14 protein-coding genes and 1 riboswitch are annotated in these 19535 nt (G+C 71.4%); of the genes, 10 read left to right on the top strand and 4 right to left on the bottom strand.

What is annotated here, in order from left to right; translation table 11 throughout:
- The first annotated feature begins 611 nt into the window (after nt 1–611).
- From AB0K03_RS03385 to AB0K03_RS03345, 9 genes are all read left to right on the top strand, one after another.
- A complete protein-coding gene (locus tag AB0K03_RS03385; protein WP_364679816.1) occupies nt 612–2129 on the top strand; it encodes a sugar transferase in 1518 nt (505 codons plus the stop codon).
- Between the two features lie 61 nt (nt 2130–2190).
- A complete protein-coding gene (locus AB0K03_RS03380; protein WP_364679814.1) occupies nt 2191–3027 on the top strand; it encodes a phosphatase PAP2 family protein in 837 nt (278 codons plus the stop codon).
- Nucleotides 3024–3965: a glycosyltransferase gene (locus AB0K03_RS03375; protein ID WP_364679811.1), complete on the top strand. Its 942-nt coding sequence runs from the start codon at nt 3024–3026 to the stop codon at nt 3963–3965. Before AB0K03_RS03380 ends, AB0K03_RS03375 begins: the two co-directional genes overlap by 4 nt.
- Before the next feature lie 203 nt (nt 3966–4168).
- A complete protein-coding gene (locus AB0K03_RS03370) occupies nt 4169–6085 on the top strand; it encodes a delta-60 repeat domain-containing protein (RefSeq protein WP_364680717.1) in 1917 nt (638 codons plus the stop codon).
- Nucleotides 6086–6187: 102 nt separating this feature from the next.
- Nucleotides 6188–7864 carry a hypothetical protein gene (locus tag AB0K03_RS03365; RefSeq protein ID WP_364679809.1) on the top strand — a complete coding sequence of 559 codons (1677 nt, stop codon included), beginning with the start codon at nt 6188–6190 and terminating at the stop codon, nt 7862–7864.
- The gene (locus AB0K03_RS03360; protein ID WP_364679806.1) at nt 7857–8771 is read left to right on the top strand and encodes a glycosyltransferase family A protein; all 915 of its coding nucleotides are present in this window, start codon (nt 7857–7859) and stop codon (nt 8769–8771) included. The genes AB0K03_RS03365 and AB0K03_RS03360 overlap by 8 nt, the downstream gene beginning before the upstream one ends.
- A 2-nt stretch (nt 8772–8773) precedes the next feature.
- The gene (locus AB0K03_RS03355) at nt 8774–10138 is read left to right on the top strand and encodes an O-antigen ligase family protein (RefSeq protein ID WP_364679803.1); all 1365 of its coding nucleotides are present in this window, start codon (nt 8774–8776) and stop codon (nt 10136–10138) included.
- A complete protein-coding gene (locus tag AB0K03_RS03350; RefSeq protein WP_364679801.1) occupies nt 10135–11664 on the top strand; it encodes a lipopolysaccharide biosynthesis protein in 1530 nt (509 codons plus the stop codon). Before AB0K03_RS03355 ends, AB0K03_RS03350 begins: the two co-directional genes overlap by 4 nt.
- Entirely contained in the window at nt 11661–12548 is an 888-nt protein-coding gene (locus AB0K03_RS03345) for a sulfotransferase domain-containing protein (RefSeq protein ID WP_364679798.1), read from the top strand. The genes AB0K03_RS03350 and AB0K03_RS03345 overlap by 4 nt, the downstream gene beginning before the upstream one ends.
- Here the strand turns inward: AB0K03_RS03345 and AB0K03_RS03340 are convergent.
- The 4 genes from AB0K03_RS03340 to AB0K03_RS03325 all read right to left on the bottom strand — a co-directional run bounded on the left by AB0K03_RS03340 (nt 12497) and on the right by AB0K03_RS03325 (nt 16260).
- The gene (locus AB0K03_RS03340; protein WP_364679796.1) at nt 12497–12802 is read right to left on the bottom strand and encodes a hypothetical protein; all 306 of its coding nucleotides are present in this window, start codon (nt 12800–12802) and stop codon (nt 12497–12499) included. The genes AB0K03_RS03345 and AB0K03_RS03340 overlap by 52 nt on opposite strands.
- Nucleotides 12799–13983 carry a hypothetical protein gene (locus tag AB0K03_RS03335; protein WP_364680714.1) on the bottom strand — a complete coding sequence of 395 codons (1185 nt, stop codon included), beginning with the start codon at nt 13981–13983 and terminating at the stop codon, nt 12799–12801. Before AB0K03_RS03335 ends, AB0K03_RS03340 begins: the two co-directional genes overlap by 4 nt.
- A 135-nt stretch (nt 13984–14118) precedes the next feature.
- Nucleotides 14119–15633, bottom strand: a complete 1515-nt coding sequence (locus AB0K03_RS03330; protein WP_364679793.1) for a family 16 glycosylhydrolase — start codon at nt 15631–15633, stop codon at nt 14119–14121.
- A 258-nt stretch (nt 15634–15891) separates the two neighbouring features.
- Nucleotides 15892–16260, bottom strand: a complete 369-nt coding sequence (locus AB0K03_RS03325; RefSeq protein WP_364679791.1) for a TfoX/Sxy family protein — start codon at nt 16258–16260, stop codon at nt 15892–15894.
- A 231-nt stretch (nt 16261–16491) separates the two neighbouring features.
- Nucleotides 16492–16571: riboswitch (cyclic di-GMP riboswitch) on the top strand.
- 14 nt (nt 16572–16585) lie between these two features.
- Between AB0K03_RS03325 and AB0K03_RS03320 the strand changes: the two genes are divergently transcribed.
- Nucleotides 16586–19498, top strand: coding sequence for a Calx-beta domain-containing protein (locus tag AB0K03_RS03320; protein ID WP_364679788.1), 2913 nt, complete (start codon nt 16586–16588; stop codon nt 19496–19498).
- Nucleotides 19499–19535 lie beyond the last annotated feature (37 nt).

Raw genomic sequence — 19535 nt, 5'->3', positions numbered from 1 at the left:
TTCCGGTGGTGCGGCGACCGGGGATGAGCGAAAAGAGTCTTGCAGCCGCCGCTTACGCGGTGAAGGCCGTCAGCACCATGATCACTATCGGTCTCTTTACTCCTACGTGGACCGATGTCAAGTGCGCCGATCGATGGGCGTGTCTCACATTCGCGTGGTTTCTGCCAGGCCGGATGCCCCGCGCGGACGGGCGTCGGATCGATGATCACAACTTGCCTCTGGACGCGGTCCGAGGCCGCTGTGTTACGGTGCGGTGCCGTGAATTCTCCTACCGGACAAATCACGAGCGCCAATGCGTCCAAACCGGACATCGTCCGGGGGCGGGAGAAAGCCTTCCGTCACGCTCGGCGCGACTGCTATTTTGTCCGATGTAGACCGGAGTTCACCCGCAATACACTCGGATGCCGCCCGCATCGGCATCCGAAATTCGTGGTGTTCCTCAGTAAAGATTGCGACACGCGGGGTCGGCGTCGAGCTGATCCTCGTCTAGCGTTCACCGCCTGGGCGTCCTTGCGCTTGTACGTCATGGGCCAAGGGGTGGGGGGCGTGGAAAGAGTGGCGTTCGCAGAATTGCCGAGTGGGCGTGGGGTCTCACTGGAGGCAGAGGCGTCGTGACAGCGACGGGAACAACGGCGGGAAGCGCCGACACACAAGACATACCGAAAATCGCAGAGTATTCGGATGCCACCGAAAGGGAACTCGGTGACATCTGGGCGCGTGGCCATGCCGACCGCTGGGTCTGGGAGGCGCGCTACGTCAAGCTGCTCCTGGTCATCGACTTCGGAGCGACGCTCGTGGCCACGCTGGCCGCGTTCGTGCTGCGGTTCCAGGGCGCGGCTTACGCGAACTGGTATCTGGCCCTCTCGGCGCTGATCCCGCCGGCCTGGGTCGGGCTGCTCGCGCTGTCGCACGCGTACGAGCGCCGGGTCCTGTTCGTCGGCGGCGAGGAATACCAACGGGTGCTGCGCGCCGGCGTGCGCCTGACCGTGGGCATGGCGCTCGCGTCGTACGTGTTCAAGGCCGACATCGCGCGCGGCTACCTGCTCATCGCCCTCGTGCTGACCACTGTGTTCTCGCTGACCGGCCGTTTCGTCCTGCGGAAGATCCTGCACCGGGCGCGTCGCCGGGGCGCCTGCATGCACCGGGTGCTCGTGCTCGGTCACGCGCCGGCCGTCGCGCAGATGACCCGGCAGCTGCACCGGCGTTACCACCACGGGCTGCAGATCATCGGCGCCTGCCTGCCGGCCGACCAGCTGACCGACGCCGCCCGTGCGCTCGAGGTGCCGGTCTTCGGTGCGCTCGGCGCCGCCGCCAACTCGGCCGCCGCGGCCGGCGCGGACACCGTCATGGTGCTGTCCTGCCCGGAGCTGGACGGCCCGATGCTGCGCCGGCTCGCCTGGGAGCTGGAACGCGACGACATCGATCTCATCGTGTCGTCGTCGCTGGTGGACACCGCCGGCGACCGGATCACCGTGCGCCCGGTGGACGGGCTTCCGATGATGCACATCGAGCACCCCCGGCTCTCCGGCGGCCGGCGGCTCATCAAGTCCGTCTTCGACGTCTCGATCGCGGCGCTGCTGCTGGTCCTGCTCGCGCCGGTCTTCCTCGTCATCGCGCTCGTCATCAAGCTGGACACCGGCGGGCCGGTGTTCTTCCGGCAGATCCGGGTGGCCCGGGGCGGCGAGATGTTCCGGATGTACAAGTTCCGGACCATGCACACCGACGCCGAGGCGCGGATCGCCGCGATGCGGGAGCAGAACGAGTTCGCCGGCGTGCTCTTCAAGATCCGTGAGGATCCGCGGGTCACCCGGTGCGGCCGGTTCCTGCGCCGGTACTCGCTGGACGAACTGCCCCAGCTCATCAACGTGCTGCTGGGAGAGATGTCGCTCGTGGGGCCGCGGCCGCCGCTGCCCAGCGAGGTCGAGCAGTATCCGCAGGACATGCGGCGGCGGCTGGTGGTCAAACCCGGGATGACCGGGCTGTGGCAGGTGAGCGGGCGGTCGGATCTGTCGTGGGAGGACTCGATCCGGCTGGACCTGCGGTACGTGGAGAACTGGTCGCTCACCGTGGACCTGGTGATCCTCATGCGGACCGCGATGGTCGTGTTGCGGGGCGCAGGCGCGTACTAGACGCGCCGGGTTTTCAAGGGGATCGTGCGGTCGGGACGCCGCAGAGTGTGGGGACGGTTCGGTGGTAGTGCTGTATTTCGTCGCGGCCTTGGCCGTCGTGGTCCCGGCCGTGGCCGGGCCGTTGCTGGCGTACGGGCCGGGTAGCCGCCTGGCCCGTAGCCGCCTTGTGACAAAGCCGCGAGAGGCCGTGGCCGCCCTGGTCACGACACTCGGCCGGCCGGCCACGGCGGCGGTCTTCGTGCTGTTCTGGGCCGCGCTGACGGTCGCCGTCTTCTGGCCGATCGGCCTGCTGGCGCACAGCCTCGAGGACGCCGTGGACTGGCCGGTGCTGCTGTGGGTCACCGACCGCCGCAACCCCGCGTTCGAGGACTTCAACTGGTTCTACACCGCGCTCGGTGACCGGGAGCCGCTGAAGCGGGTCGTCGTCGTGGCCGCCGTCGTCTTCGCGGTGCTGTGGCGGCGGCGGTTCTGGATCCCCCTGCTGGCCATCCTCGCCGGCTTCCCGCTCGAGCAGTACGTGCAGGCGATCCTGGCCGAGATGGTCGACCGGGGACACCCGCCGACCGGGCTGGGCACGTACCCGTCGGGCGGCATCGCGCGCATCGTGATGACGTTCGGCGTGATCGCGCTCTTCGTCGCGCTGACCTGGCGGATGCGGCGGCGCTGGCACGTCGCGCTCGGCACGGTGGTGCTCGTGCTGGCCACGTACGAGGGCTTCTCCCGGCTGTACACGCAGAAGCACTGGCTCACCGACATCATCGCCGGCCTGGTCTTCGGCCCGGCGCTGTTCCTCGGGTTCGCCGTCGCCGTGTGCATCCTGGCCGGCCGGTACCCGCGCCCGGAGTCCCCGGCCGAGCCGGCGGCGGCGCGGGAGCCCGAGGCGGTCGGCGCCCGGTGACCACGCTGCTCGTCGCCTCCACCGGCGGTCACCTCGCCGAACTTCACGACCTCGCGCCGCGGCTCGAAATGGGCGCGCGGCGCTGGGTGACGTTCGACAGCCCGCAGAGCCGGTCGCTGCTGGACGGTGAGGACGTGGTGTTCGTGCCGCCGGCCACCAGTCGCGACGTCGCCGGGGTGCTCCGCGAGATGGTCGTCGCGCGCCGCATGCTGCGGGCCGAGCGGTACGAGCACGTCTTCAGCACCGGGGCCGCCGTGGCGATGGCGTTCTTCCTGCCCGCCGCCGCGGCCGGAATCCCGTGCTCGTACATCGAGAGCGCCACCCGGACGCAGGGCCCCTCGCTGACCGGCCGGCTGGCCGCGCGGGTGCCGCGCGTGCGGCTCTACACGCAGTACCCCGCCTGGGCCGGAGGAGCGTGGCGATACGGCGGGTCCATCTTCGACGCGTTCGAGGCGGAGGCGCTCGCCGACCCGCCGCCGGTGCGCAAGGTGGTCGTCACGCTCGGGACGCACGAGCGCTACACCTTTCCGCGCCTGCTCACGCACCTCGTCGGACTGTTGCCGCCGGAATGGGACATCCTGTGGCAAGTAGGTTCGACCGTCATCGATAAGATGCCCGCCGGCGCCCGCAGACAGGTGCCGATCGGCGAGATGCGCCAGGCCCTGGCGGAGGCGGACGCGGTCATCTCGCACGCCGGCGTGGGTTCCGCGCTGGCGGCGATGCAGGCGGGCAGGCGCGCCGTGTACGTCCCGCGACGCCGCGCCCACGGAGAGCACGTCGACGACCACCAGGTCGAGATGGCTCGGGAGCTGGAAGGCAGGAAACTCGTCGTGGCCCGTGAGGTAGAGGAGCTCACCCTCGCGGACCTGGAAACAGCCGCGGCTTGGGCCGTACGATCCGTCCCCGGTGTCGCGCCGTTCCGCTTGGCCCGCTCATGAGCCGGCGTCCGGTGCCCGTCCTGACTGCACAGACGCGCTCAGCCGTAAAAGGCTGGCTTTCTACGTCCGTACGGTCGATGGCGTACCGACCGGCGCCGAACCAGGCTGCGTCAATCCTCATGTTCCGATTAGGAGGGCTCGTGTCCCTGAAGCGTCGACTCCGGTCGCGCCCGGTCACCAGGATCCTGGTGCCGGCCGCGGTGATGAGTCTGACGGTCGCTCTGACCGCCATACCGGCGAACGCCGTGTACGTCCCGCCGAGCGCATCGGCCACCATCGTCACGGCGAACCCCGCGGACAACACCCCGCACGCCAAGGACGGAAGCATGCGTGCGTTCGCGCAGATCGGTAACACGGTCTACGCGGGCGGCTCCTTCACCGGGGTCAAGGCGGCCGGCGCCACCAGCTGGTCGTCCGCGAACAACCTCATCGCGTACGACGTCACCACCGGCGCCCTGAAGACCGGGTTCGCCCCGGTCATCGACGGCGCCGTGCAGACCCTCGCGGTCAGCCCCGACGGCAAGCTCATCGTCGGCGGCAGCTTCGGCACGGTGAACGGCGTGGCGCGCAAGAACCTCGTCGAGCTCGACCCGGCGACCGGCGCGACGATCACCAGCTGGGTGGGTCGTGGCGATGGAGGCGTCGTCCGCCGCGCGATCGTGCACGACAACCACCTCTACATCGCCGGCGCGTTCCACTGGGTCAACGGCACCGAGCACTCGCTCCTGGCGCGGCTGAACGCCACGACGGGCGCCATCGACCCGACGTTCCAGGTCGACGCGAGCGGCGCCCGGCCGTACAAGAACTCGACCGAGCTGGTCTGGGGTCTGGCTGTCGCGCCGGACGGCGACACCGTCGTCGCGGTGGGCAACTTCACGTCCGTCAACGGCAACGCGCGCAACCAGGTCGTCGTCATCGACACCTCGGGCACGCCCGCCGTCGCGGACTGGAACACCGACCGGTACGTGGCCGGCTGCTACAGCGACTCGTTCCCGTTCTACGCGCGGGACGTCGACTTCTCCGACAACGGCGACTACTTCGTCATCATCGCCGACGGTGGCCGCGGTGACGCCTATTGCGACGCCACCGCCCGCTGGGAGACCGCCGACCGTGGCTCGAACGTCAAGGCCACGTGGGTGGACTACACCGGCACCGACTCGGTCACCTCGCTCGAGGTCGTCGGTGGAGTCGTCTACGTCGGCGGCCACTTCCGCTGGCAGAACAACGCCAACGGCAACGACTCGCAGGGCGCCGGCGGCGTGAGCCGGTACGGCATCGCCGCCCTGGACCAGCAGAACGGCGTCCCGCTGAACTGGAACCCCACTCGCTCGCCCGGCAGCCAGCTGCCCGCCGGCGGCACCAGCTGGGGGCCGATCATGTGGGAGCTCTGGGCCGGCCCGAACGGGCTGTTCGCCGGGTTCGACTCCGACGGACTGGGCAACGAGTACCACGGCCGGATGGGCTACTTCCCCAAGTCCGGTGGCCGCACGATCGCCGTGCAGGACGCGCCGCAGGCCGATTCCGGGTTCCTCTACCTGGGTGCGGGCAACGGCCAGGTGACCAAGGTGCCGTACGGCGCCGGCGGTCTCGGCACGCCGGCGACGGTGAGCCAGCCGCAGCTGACCAGCGCCAAGGCCGGTTTCGCCCTGTCCAACAAGCTGTACTGGGCGAAGACGGACAGTTCTAAGCCGACCGGCAGCGTGCTCAACGTGTCGATGCTCACGGGCGGCACCATCGGGGCGCCGTGGGAGAGCAGCGGCTGGAACACTTCCTGGTTCAACGCCGGCAGCATGACCGGCGCGTTCTACCTCCAGGGCCGCATGTACTACACGACCTCGTCGAGCAACTCGCTGTTCTACCGGTACCTGACGCCGGACGGCTCCGTCGTGGGCTGCACCGCGTTCACGTTGCCGACAACGGGTATCGACTGGCGCACGGTGCGTGGTATGACCTGGGTGGCGGGGAAGCTCGTCTATGGCTCCACCAACGGTTCGCTGCGGTCGGTCGCCTTCGACCCGGCGGCGAGCCCGGCGGTCGCGGGCGCCACGGCCACCGTGGTGGCGGCGCCCACCGCGGACGCCACCTGGAACAACCCGACTCTGTTCTTCGCCACCTCGTAGCGAAGGGTCACGACCGGGTACTCTCCCCGGCCGGGCAGCGCAGCCCGGCCGGGGAGTCGTCCGGACCACGGAAAACAACTGCATGTCGGGGAGAGACGACACATGGATGTGACTGATTCCGTCGCCGCGAGCCGGCAGCGGGTCGTCGGCTTTGCGGACGTCGTACGGATTCCGCTGCGCCGCTGGCGCATCGCGGCGACCGTCGCGGGCGTCATCACGGTCGCCACGTTCGCGTACCTGCTCTTCTTCCCGGCCACCTACCGGGCCACCACCGTGGTGGTGCTGCGGCCCGTGGTCACCGACCCGTTCACGCTGCCGTCCAGCGGCGCGGACCGGGCCATCAACATGACGGCCGAGAACGGCATCGCGCTCGGTAACGACGTCATCGACTCGACGGCGCGGATCCTGAACCGGGATCCCGAGGACGTCCGCGAGGCGCTCAGCACCGAGGTGCCCACCGGCGGCCAGGTGCTGCGGTTCCAGTACACCAGCGACGCCGAGCGCAGCGCGATCACCGGCGCCAACACGGCCGCCGAGACCTACCTGCGGGTCCGCGAGGACATCTACAAGCAGCAGCGGGCCGCGCTGATCCTGTCGTACGACAACACGATCAAGTCGGTGACCGCCCAGCGGCTGGCCGCGCAGAAGGAGCTGCCCTCCAACCGGGCCAGCGCGGACAGCGTCTCGCCCCGTACGCAGGCCATGCTGGACCAGGTCAGCGCGCTCAACGACCAGATCGCCCAGCTGGCGAACGCCCGTGCGAAGGTCATCTCCGCCGACCTGAGCCCGGGCTCCATCACCGCCGCCGCCCGCGCGCCGGTGCCCTCCAGCCACGACGCCGCCGTGCTGTACGTCATCGCCGCGGTGCTCGGCGGCCTGCTGCTCGGCGCCGTCGCGGCACACGCGCGCGAGGCTCTGGACCGCCGGGTCCGCTCCATCGACCAGGCCGCCGACATCGTCGGTGTGCCCGCGCTGGGCGTCGTCCGGGCGGCCGGCCGGCACGGCGAGTCCGCGGCCGCCGCCGACGCCCGGTACGTCTCGCTCGCCGTGCTCAAGTGGATCGACCGGCACCCGGACCGGGCCCTGGTCGTGCTCTCCGGCCGCGACGACGAGGGCCGCACGACGGTGACCGGCAACCTGGCGGTCGCCCTCGCCGAGGCGGGACAGGACGTCACGCTGTCCGCCCCGGCCGACGTCCACGAGGAGCTCAAGCGCATCCTGTTCGCGGCGCAGAAACGCACCCCGCCCCGGCCGCGCACGCTCGCACCGTCCGGTGGGGGCCTCAACGGCTCGGCGTCCGCCGGCGGCCCGGGCCGCGGCGGCGTCCCGCTGTCCGGGGTCACCCGGCTGCAGGGCTCGCCGATGCGGGTGGCCGACGCCCTGCCCGAGGTCAAGGCCACCTCGAACGACCCCGAGGCGACCCTGATCATGGAGACGTCCGCGAGCCGGGCCGGCTCCTCCGCTCCGCTGGTCGCCCCGCCGCCGGCCCGCCCGGCCGTGGACCTCGACGGGCGCGCGCCGCTGGTGGTGCTTCTCGGCGGTGGCGTCGTCCGGCTCTGCACGCTCGGCGAGGAGCCGGAGACCGGCGTGGTCGTCGTGGACGCCCCGCCGTCGGACACCGACGAGCGCGGTGTCCGGGTGGCCCAGGCCGGCGTCGCCGTGCTGGTCGTGGCCCGGGACCGGACCCGCAACGCCGAGCTGAGCCGCCTGGTGGACCGCCTGCGCTCGGCCGGCGCCCAGACCGTCGGCTTCGTCCTGACGGGAGGCCGGGGTGCCTGAGATCTTCCCGGACGTCACCGTCGTCGTCGCCACCCGGGACCGGCCCGGCCTGCTGGAACGTGCCGTCACCAGCATCCTGAACCAGGACTATCCCGGCAGCGTCGAGTGCATCGTCGTCTACGACCACGTCGACGTCCGCGATCTGGACGTCGCGGTGGGCCCCGGCCGCTCGCTCAAACTCATCAACAACACCCGTCGGCAAGGGCTGCCCGGTGGCCGCAACAGCGGCGCGGAGGCGGCCACCGGCGAGCTGCTGGCGTTCTGCGACGACGACGACATCTGGCTCCCGGCGAAGCTGAGCCGCCAGGTGGAGCTGCTCGCCGACCCGGCGATCGGCGCGGTGAGCTGCGGGCTGCGGCTGCGCGGGCCCGGCATCGACAAGGAGCGGGTGCTCGACAAGGACCTGGTCACGTACGACGACTTCCTCGCCGACCGGGTCATGGAGGTGCACTCCAGCACGATGCTGATCCGGCGGTCCACCTGGGCCGCGGCCGGCGAGGTCGACGAGCAGATCCCCGGCGGGTACAGCGAGGACTACGAGTGGCTGCTGCGGGTCTCCGCGCAGACCCCGGTGGCCGTCGTCCGCCAGGCGCTGGTCATCGTCGACTGGCACGGCGGCTCGTTCTACTTCGGCCGCTGGGCCACGATCGTCGAGGCCCAGCGCTACCTCATCGCCAAGCACCCCGACCTGGCCCGCAGCCGCGCCGGCCTGGCCCGGCTCCGGGGACAGATCGCGTTCGCGCTCGCCTCGGGCAACCGGCGCACCGAGGCGCTCAAGGAGCTGGCCGCCGTCGTCCGGCTCAACCCGCGGGAGAAGCGCGTGCTGGTCACCGTACCCGTGGTCCTGCGCCTGGTGACCGGTGAGCGGGTGCTGCGGATGGCGCAGAAGCGCGGCAGGGGGATCTGAGGTTGGCCAGGACGTCGCTGCGGCCGAAGCGCGTCGCGCGCGCGGCCGTGCCGGCCAAGACGCGCGCGATCGCCGCGGTCGAGCCGGGCGTCCTGGATCCGGCCGCCTGGCGGGTACGCACGGCGAAGCTGCCGGTGTGGCCGCTGTTCGCCATGTTCGCGCTGATGCCGGTGTGGTGGGCCCTCGGCGTCTGGTACTTCGCGTGGCCGTTCTTCGGGGTGGCGCTGTTCGCCCTGCTCGCCACGCGCGGTGACGTACGGCTGCCCACCGGCACCTGGCTGTGGCTCATCTTCCTGGGCATCGTCGCGATCAGCGCCACCCGGCTGGAACGCGTCACCTCGCTGGTGGTGTTCGGCCTGCGGCTGGGCCACCTGTTCACCGCGCTGCTGGTCGGGGTCTACGTCTACAACCTGGCCCGGGACCGGATCCCGTGGGCCCGGATCGCCACCCCGCTCGCGCTCTTCTGGCTCGCCATGGTGGCGCTGGGCTGGCTCGGCGTGCTGGCGCCCAAGTTCAGCATGCCCAGCCCGTTCGAACTGGTGCTGCCGCCGGGGGTACGGGGCGAGCGGTACATCCTCGACGTGTCGCATCTGGACGCCACCGAGTTCAACCGGTTGAGCCGCAACCCGATCTACCGGCCGGCCGCGCCGTTCCCGTACACCAACAACTGGGGTACGGCGTACAGCTTCCTGGTGCCGTTCGTGCTGGCGTTCCTGATGTCCGTACGGCGGGGTGCGCTGCGCATGGTGCTCATGGTGTCGCTGCCGCTGTCGCTGGTCCCGGCGTTCCTCACCCTGAACCGCGGCATGTTCATCGGCCTGGGCGCCGGCGTGCTCTACCTGCTGATCCGCGAGATGGCCCGGGGCCGGGTACGCCTGCTGCTGCCGGTCACCCTCATCGTCTTCGCCGGCTGGGTCGTGACCCTGTTCATCCCCGTGGTGGACCTCATCACCCACCGTACGGAGACGACCGACACCAACACCGACCGGTTCGACCTGTACGTGCAGACGTGGGCCGCGGTCCTGCACTCGCCGCTGCTGGGCTTCGGGCAGCCGAACTCGGTCGACACCACGCACGCCGCCGAGCCGCTGGGCACCCAGGGCATGATCTGGCAGCTGCTCTACAGCCATGGGATCCCGGCCACGGTCTGCTTCTTCGTCATCCTGCTGGTGCTCGCGCGCCGGCTGTCGGCCGCGGTCACTCCGGCGGGGCTGTGGCTCAGCTGCCTGCCGGTGATCGCCGCGATCGTCACCCCGTTCTACTCGTACATCGATCCCAACATGTCGGTGCTGCTCTTCGCCGTCGGCCTCGGGCTGGCCGCGCTGGACGGGCCGGTCAACCGCGACGTGAAGGAACGCCACCCATGACCGCGGTCGCCGAACCCGGCAGCAGCACCACCGAGGTGCGGCGCAGCACCCGCAGCGGGGCCGTCGGCCTGATCGGGGCGGCGGTCAACGGCGCCTTCGGCTTCGTGCTCACCACCGTCATCGTCCGCACCTTCGGCGCCGACGGCTCCGGCGCGCTGTTCAGCGTCATCGGCCTGGTCACGATCGTCGGGGCGGTCTGCTGCCTGGGCGCCGACACCGCGCTGATGTGGGCACTGCCGCGCCGCCGGCTGGGCCCGGACGGGGACGCCGCCCGGCTGCTGCCGCTCGCCGTGCTGCCCACGGCCGGTCTCGCGCTCGTGGTGGCGGTGATCGGGGTGGCCGCCGCGGAGCCGATCTCCCGGGCCCTGCTGGACGACGCGGACGGCGCGACGCTGGTCCGGCTGGCGTTCGCGGGCGTACCCGTGATCGTCGCCTCGACGGTGCTGCTGGCCGCGGTCCGGGCGACGCGGCCGGTCGCGGCGTACGTCGGGGTGCAGTTCCTGCTCGTCCCCATCGCCCGGCCGGTGCTCGTGATCGCCGCCGTGTTGTCCGGCGGCGGGGTGGTGCTCGGCTTCGGCGGCTGGCTGCTGCCGGTCGCCGCCGCGCTGCTCATCGCGCTCGCCCTCGTCGCCGGGCCCCTGGGCGTCAGCGCGGGTGCGGTGCTGCGCCCGCAGGCCGCGGACTGGCGGGTGTTCTGGGGCTTCGCCCTGCCCCGCGCCGCCTCCGTCGCCGTCGACGCGAGCAGCATGTGGGTGGGCGTCCTGCTGACCGGGGCGCTGGCGACCCAGGCCGAGGCGGGCGTCTTCGCGGCCGTCGGGCGGTACGCCCTGGCCGGCCTCCTCGTCATGCAGGGCCTGCGCGTGGCCATCGCCCCGCAACTGTCCCGCCTCCTGGGCGCCGGCCGCCGCGCCGACGCCGCCCAGGTGTACCGGCGTACGAGCCTGTGGATCGTCGTGCTGTCCTGGCCGGCGTACCTGATGCTGGCCGTGTTCGCGCCGGCGTTCCTGGAGTTGTTCGGCGCGGAGTTCCGGGGCGGAGCCACGCCGATGGCGGTGCTCGCGGTGGCGATGCTCGTCAACGTCGGCGTCGGGCTGGTGCAGACCGTGCTGCTGATGAGCGGCAACAGCCGGGGCCATCTGCTCGCCACCGTGGCCGGCCTGCTCCTCAACGTCGTGCTGTGCCTCGTGCTGGTGCCCCGCCACGGCGCGCTGGGCGCCGCGCTCGCGTGGTCGGCCGGCATCGTCTGCGAGAACGTGCTCGCCGCGGTGCTCGCCCGCCGGGCGCTGGGCGAGGCGCTGTTCGGCCGTACCCTCGTCCGCTGCGCGCTGGCGGTGACCGGCGCGACCGGCGCGGCGGCCGCGATCGGCGCCCTGCTGGCGGGCCGCGGCCTGCCCGGTCTCGCGGTCGCGCTCGCCGTCGTCGCGGCGGGGTGCCTCGCCTCGCTCTGCGACCGGCGGGTCCGCGCCGCTCTCGGCTCCGTCCGCAGTCAGCTCAAGCCCGCACCGACCCGGGAGAATCCGTCATGACCGTCAAGGACCGCATCAAGAGCGTCGCCCCGCGGGGCGCCCGGGAGCAGGTCCGGGAGCTGCTGGTCCGCTACGGCGAACGGACGAGCGACCAGCGGCCGCTGCCGGACTTCCTGGTCATCGGTACGAAGCGCGGCGGCACCACCTCGCTGTGGCGCTACCTGATCCAGCATCCCCTGGTGCCGCGGCTCTTCCCGGCGTGGAACACCAAGACCTCGCACTACTTCGAGGAGAACTGGTCCCGGGGCGAGGCGTGGTACCGCTCGCACTTCCCGACCCGCCGGCAGCGGGCCGCGCTGGAGCGCAAGCACGGCGGGCCGTCCAAAGTGGGCGAGGCCGCGCCGCTGTACATGTTCCACCCGCTGGTCGCGGGCCGGGTCGCCGAGCTCATGCCGCAGGCGCGGATGATCGTGCTGCTGCGCGACCCGGTGGAGCGGGCGTACTCGCACTGGAAGGAACGCCGCGGCGAGAACGTGGAGCCGCTGGACTTCGCCGCCGCGCTGGAGGCGGAGGAGAGCCGTACGGCGGGGGAGAAGGAGCGGCTGCTGGCCGACCCGGCGTACTTCTCCGAGCCCTTCGACTGGTATTCGTACCGGGCGCGCGGGCGCTACCTGGAGCACCTCGAGCCGTGGCTGGAGCGCTTCGACCGGTCGCAGCTGCTGTTCCTGGCCAGCGAGACGCTCTACCGGGAGCCGGCCCGGACGTACGCGCGGATCCTGGACTTCATCGGGCTGCCGCCGTACGAGCTGCCCGCGTACGACGTCTTCAACGACCGGCCCAGCAAGGGCATGGACGAGGCCGTACGCGCGGAGCTGACCGCCTACTACCGCCCCTACAACGCGGCGCTGTCCGAGCGTCTGGGCATGTCGTTCGACTGGTCCTGAGCCGCCGCCGCGACGAGCCGGGCGAGGTGCAGCAGCTCCTCGCTGTGCGGGTACGTGTCCCACGGCCGCTGCTCGATCTCCGCGGCGGCGGCCGCGAGCATCGACCGCTGCACCGACGTGAGCCCGCCCCCGGACGAGAGCACGGCGAGCGCGCTCGCGCGGATGCGCGCCGCGGCCGGGTCACCCGGTGTCAGCAGGGCCGCCACGCGCTCGCGGTACCACCGCTCGACGGCGAGCAGCGCGGCCCCGCTCATCGAGGCAGACGGGTGGCCAGCACGTCGAGCAGGGCCGGGTGGAGCTTCGGGTTCCAGCCGGCGCCGCCGCCGGACAGCTCGTACGTCCGCAGCCACAGCTCGACCAGGTAGGCGTCGGCGACGAAGCGCTGCCGGGCCGGGTCGAGGCCCAGCGCGGCACCGTGCTCGCGCAGCGCCTCGTCGACCGCGGCCGCGCACTCGGCGGCCGGGCGCCCGTGCGTGGACAGGGTCGTCTGGAACGCCTGGTGCGCCAGGTCGAAGCCGACCGGTACGCCCGCCGACCGGTTCTCCCAGTCCCAGACCAGCAGCCCGCCGCGGTGCCGGGCCATGTTCCACGGCACCCAGTCGCCGTGCCAGTCGCCGAACTCGAGCGTCAGATCGGTGTCCAGCGCGTCGATGAAGCCGTGGATGCGCGGGTCGGCGCCGGCCGCGCGCTGCCGCCACGTGTCGAGCAGCGTGGTGACGGGGGCCGGGGGAGCGGGCGGGCCACCGCGACGCGCCACTGCCAGCATCGCTTCCAGACGCGGCCGGCCGGGGCGGCGGATGCGCCGGACGGTGCGCGGCATCGGCTCGATGACGGCGATCTCGCGGCCGTTCCACCGGGTGTGCAGCATCAGCCGCGGCGCGGGCGGGAAGCCGCCGCCGGACGGCAGGTCGGCCAGGGTGGCGGCCTCGGCCCGGACCATCGCCCGGGTGCCGTCGTTCCAGCCGATCTTCGCGTACCCGCGGGGCCGGCCGCGGTCGTCGAAGAGCTGCAGGGTGGGCTTGTGGTGCGGGTCCGGCGGCCGGATGCCGATCGCCGCGTGCAGCCGGGGTTCGCCCAGCTTCTCCGCCAGGAAGGCGGCGAGCAGGTTGCCCGGCTCGGCGGCGTGCACGGAGAGAACCGGGGCTTTGGCGAGGCCGAGCAGACCGGTGCGGGCCAGCACGCCGACCGCGGCCCGGCCCGCCCGGACCTTGGGCGGCCGCAGCGCGTTGTAGGCCAGCAGGGAGGCGGCGGTGACGCGCCGGGAGGCCAGCGGGAGCAGGAAACGCGCGTGGTCGAGCGAGGGGATGACCGCGTACCGGACGGTGGCCGAGGGGTCGTCGCCGACGGTGACCGTCACGCCCGGGTCGGCGAAGATGGCCCGGGTGACCCAGCCGAGGCCGTCCGTGCGCTCGCGCGGATCGTCGGCGCCGACCAGCGGGTCGGAGGGCGCACGCTGCCCGGGTACGGAGGTCCGCGTCGACTCGTTCAGCACGAGCTAGACGATAGGTGACCGTCCATCGAACGGAACAGGGCCCCGAGGTCACACCTCGGGGCCCTGTCGGAGGAAGCGTCAGCGTTGGTAGACGCGTACGTAGTCGACGACGAAGTCGGCCGGGAACCGGGTGCTGCCGTCCGGGTCGCCCAGCCACCCGCCGACCTGGAAGTTCAGCCGCAGGTTGTACGGCTTGTTGAACGCCTTGTCGTACCACGGGGTGGTGCTGCGGTCCCGCGTCCACACCAGCTTGCCGTCGATGTACCACTTGAGGGCGTTGGCGTCCCACTCGGTGGTGTACGTGTGGAAGCCGTCGCCGGGGTAGCCGCCGCCCGGAAGCGCGATACGGGTGTCCTGCTTGACCGGCGTGTAGTCCCAGAAGATGGCCGCGGTGGACTTGTCGTGCCAGTCCCGGCCGCCGGGGAGCTCGGTCACGTCGATCTCGCCGTTGCCGCCGTCGTCGGGCCGCAGCCAGAAGGCCGGCCACAGGCCTTGGGAGGTCTCCGGCTTGTTGGGTGACTTGGCGCGGATCTCGAAGCGGCCGTACTTCCACGAGGCCTTGCCCATGGTGTCCAGGTACGACTGCGTGTACTGCCGGCCCTGCGAGCCGCAGGTGGCGTTCTCGCGCAGGGCCCGCAGGGTGAGGTTGCCGCCGCCGACGAAGGTGTTCTTCGGGCTGTCGACGTTGCAGCCGAGGTCGATGTCGCGTCCCTCGTTGTCGCGCAGGTTCCACTTCGACCGGTCGAGGGTGCCTCCGTCGAACTCGTCCGCCCACACCTGCCGCCACCCCGAGGGCGGGGCGGGCGCCGTGGTGGCCGCCGGCGGCTTGGTGGCCGGGGCCGCGGTGGTCTTGGTGGGCTCCGGCGCCTTGGTGGTGGCCGGCGCGCTCGTCGGCGGCTTGGTGGTGGCCGTCGCGGCCGGCGGCAGCACGGTGGCGGGCGTGGTCGGCTCCGCGGTCGGCTTCGGCTCCGTGTCGTACGACAGGACGAGCTCGGGGTGCAGGTTCTCCTTCGAGTTCTCCCGGGACGCCCAGTAGACCCGGGTGTTGTAGGTCTCCTGTGAGAGCGCGAACGTGTAGGTGCCGTTGCCGTGCACTGAGGCGGACACGTCGAACTCGTTGTAGCCCTTCTTGACCGCGTCCAGCGCCTCCACCGCGCCGGTGGCCGCGAGCCGGGCCGGACCGGAAGCCGCACGGAGGTCGCCCGGGACGGCGCGGGCCACGATGCGGGCGGCGAAGTCGTTCCACGCGTACACCCGCAGGGTCGCCTTGACCCGGGTGGCGTCGGCCGGAAGCTTGTCCACGGCGAACTGCAGGGTGGCGTCGCGGCGTCCCCGCGGGTTGTTGTCGCACAGCGACGGGCAGCTGGCCAGCGTCGTCTTCACGCTGTTGTCGCCGTCCTGCGGCACCTGCGTGAGGGTGGTGTCGGCCACCGGGTGCAGGGTCAGGGAGTCGTCGTCGCCCGCGAAGACGGGGACGAGCGTCGCCGCGGTCAGGGCCACGACGGCTGTTCCGATGATGGTCAGCGATCGGGTGCTGCGGATCCCCCGTCGCGGCGCCGGTGCGTGGGCCGGCACGTGCGCCCTGCGCAACATCAACTCTCCTTTGTGGCTCGTCGCGGGAGAGCGTATAGGCGGATGCAAGAAGATCACACCTTCGCACACCGGTCCCTAATGCTGGCTTAAGACTCGGCTAATGCCGCGCTCGCCATTTCCGCGGATCGCGAATCGGGCTTGTCGCCACATGTCCGGTGCCGCGATCCGCCATAGCGCAGATCACGTCGGTCCTGGCCGGAAGGCCGCGCTCGTTGCCGAAACGATATGGACCTCGCGGCGCCGGAAATGTGGGAGCGGTCACTTCCGCGGCGCTGCCGGATCCTTCGGCGGCAATGTCGCGACGAAAGCCCGTGCCCGGTTCACCCATTCCGCCAGCACGTCGTCGTCCAGGACGGCGCCGTCGACCACCACCCAGCCCCGCATCGGCCGCCGGGTGAGCTCGAAGCGGCGGGTGCCCGGCCGGGTCAGCGCCTCGGCGGCGGCGTCGGCGCCCACCCGGACCATGAGGTCGTCACCCATGACGCAGACGGTCAGGTGCCCGTCGCCGAGGAAGGCCAGCCCGCCGAACATCCGCTTGTCCGTGACCCCGGGCAGCTCGGCGAACAGGTCGCGCAACCGCCCGGCCAGCGTCTCGTCATATGCCATGTCCGCCCCCTGTGCCGGCATGTGGCGACCGTACCGGGAAGCCGGGCCTGCGGTTGTCCCCGGCGCGGTCGGAACCCATCTCAAAGTCCTGCGAAGGGGGCTATCCGACCGAAAAGTCCAATTCCCCCACACCCCCGCAAATCCGTGGTTACAGTACGGTCGGCGCAGTTCCCAAGTGCGAGTTTGTCCCCGTGCTTCGCGGGCCCGCGCCGAACCGGCCTGCGCCGGGGCTCCACAAGCCGTCGCGAGCGGCACCGAGAAAGGCAAACCCGTCGAGAGGCGGGGACGCAAAGCCAGGGACCTCCCGAGCGGGAGGCGGCCCAGCCGCCGAAGGAGACAGAAGTACATGCGCTATCAACCAGCCCATGCGGCCAAGAGCGGCTCGGTACCGTTCATGCTGCGTGGACCCAAGTCGGTCCGGACGATTCTGTCCGCCGCGGTCGCCGGCATCGTCGGTCTGGTGCCGACGGTCCTCATCGCGTCGCCCGCTCACGCCGCCACGGGTGACTACACCATCGCGGACGCCTCGGTCACCGAGGGTGGCACGCTCACCTTCACCATCACGCGGGCCCCGGCCGGCGTCGCCGACCCGCTGCCCGCCGAGACGCTGAACTGGTCCACCTCGGACGGCTCCGCCACCGCGGGTCAGGACTACACGGCCGTCACCACGACGCCGACCACGGGGACCATCACGTTCCCGGCGTACACGAACACGTCCGTGCCGCAGAGCCGGACCATCACCGTCCAGACCCTGCAGGACACGGTGGACGAGGTGGACGCCGAGACGCTCACCGTCACGCTGGCCGACCCGGGCACCAACGACAACCCGCTCACGCTCACCGACGACAACGCGACCGGCACCATCGAGGACGACGACAACCCGACGTTCACGTTGACCTCCTCGCCGACCACGGTCAACGAGTCGCTGGCGGTCGGGGCCCGTAAGGCGACGATCACCGCGACGCTGTCGAAGGCGTCGCCGTTCGACGTCACCATCCCGATCTCGACGGCCGACGGCACCGCCAAGGCGCCGCAGGACTACGTCGCGCTCGACGACGCGATCACCATCACGGCCGGTCAGACCACGGGCTCGGTGACGGTCCAGGTCGAGGACGACGCGATCGACGAGCCGGCCGTGCAGAGCTTCACGGTCAACACGACCGCCGGCACGAACGTCACCGGGACCCAGACGGTGACGGTCAACATCGCCGACGACGACGCCGCCCCGGTGATCAGCATCGCGTCGGGCGGCACCGTCCAGGAGGGCGGAACGCTCACCTTCAACGCGACCCTGAGCGGCCTGTCGGAGAACACCGTCACGGCCCGCTGGGACACCGCCGACGGCGCCGCCGGCACCCCGACGCCGGGCAACGGCACCGCGACGGCCGGATCGGACTACACGGCCACCAGCAACGGCACCGTGACGTTCGAGCCGCTCTCGTCCGCGCCGACCACCCCGATCACGGTCAAGACGAACCTCGACGACATCGACGAGGCGACCGAGGACCTGCAGGTCAAGCTCTCGCAGCCGACGAACGCCACCATCGGCGTGCCCACCGCCGTCACCGGCAGCATCCAGGACAGCGGCACGACGCCCGGCCCCCAGGTCACCCTCACGCCGACCACGGTGACCGAGGGCAGCGCGACCACCTCGCGGGCCCGTACCTTCACCGTGAAGCTCTCCAAGGCCTCCGGCCGGGAGCAGAAGGTGCAGTACGTGGTGGCCGCCGGAACGGCCGACCCCGGCGCCGGCATCGGCGTGGCGACGGCCGGCCAGGACTTCGTCGCCACGGGCGCGCCGGGCGTGCTGACGTTCGCCGCGGGCGAGACGGAGAAGACCTTCACCGTCGACGTCATGGGCGACAACGTCGACGAGGGCAACGGCGAGAACATGGCCATCACCCTCAGCGACACCGGTGGCGGCCTCGCGGCCGGCCTGTCGCTCGGCGCCAACCAGGTGACCATCACCGACGACGACGACAAGCCGGTCATCAGCCTCAGCAAGAGCGACATGACGATGCCGGAGGGCGACGGTCCGTCGGCCGCGCTGTTCGAGATCAAGCTGTCGAACCCGAGCTCCGAGGACGTGGACTGGACGGCCACCCCGGCGTCCAACCCGGCCGGCACGGCGACGCTCGGCGACGACTTCACCGCGCTGACCCCGCTCAGTGGCACGTTCACCGCGGGGCAGACCTCGGCGTACATCCTGTTCGTGGTCAACGGTGACGAGGTGTACGAGCCGACCGAGACGGTCCGCTACACGGTGGCCCGCGACGTCGGCGAGGAAGACGCCACCGGCGGTCCGCTGACCGCCAACCTCACCATCACGAACGACGACGACGCGCCGGACCTGGAGATCACCTCCGCGACGGCGCAGGAGGGCGACACGCTCTCGCTGCAGGGCATCGTCACCGGCTCGTCGCAGACCGACACGGTGCTGAACGTGACGCTGACCGGCAAGTCGATGGGTGGCAAGCAGGCGGCCTCGGCCAACGACTTCACCCCGACCGCGTTCCCGGTCACGATCCCGGGCGGCACGGCCTCCGGTACCTCGATCACCGTGGGCAACGTCGTCATCGCCGACGACACCACCCCGGAGCCGGACGAGACGATCGTCGTCAACGGCACCGGTTTCGCCGGCACCGGCACGGTGACCGACGGCGTGATCACCATCGCGGCCAGCGACGGTGGTTCGACGCAGCCCACCGACATCACGCTGTCCTCCGCCGCCAGCTACCGGCTGGGCGTCGGCTCCCTGCGGCTCAGCGGCACCGCCGCCGCCGGCGCGGAGCTGACCCTCTGGGGCAAGCCGATCGGCGCCCCGGGGGACAAGGAGTGGGAGAGCCTCGGCACCACCACGGCCAACTCGAACGGCGGGTACGCGTTCTTCCCGCGGTTCACCACGACCGGCTGGTGGTTCCGGGTGTCGGGCGGCGACACCGAGTCGAACGCGATCAAGGTGTACCTGAAGGAGGACCCGGACTTCTACACCCGCTCGTACAGCCGGGGCACCGCGACGCTGATCGTCTACGGTGACCCGCGCATCGCCGGCCTGTCGGTCCGTTTCCTGCGGGCCAACAGCAACGGCACGTGGAGCACGGTCGGCACCGGCGTCCTGGACGCCAACGGCAAGTTCTCCAAGACGCTCACCGGCCTGCGGTCCGGCGCGTCGTACCTCTACAAGGCGACGATCTACGGCGACGGTGACGTCGGCCTGATGACCAACACCTCGGTGAGCTCCCGCATCCGGGTGCGCTGACCCTCAGAAGCACGAAAGAAAGGGGCGGCCCGACGGG

Source organism: Actinoplanes sp. NPDC049316 (assembly GCF_040677315.1).
Taxonomy (GTDB): domain Bacteria; phylum Actinomycetota; class Actinomycetes; order Mycobacteriales; family Micromonosporaceae; genus Actinoplanes.
The sequence above is the reverse complement of the archived record's forward strand: the minus strand, read 5'-3'. Positions and strand labels throughout refer to the sequence as shown.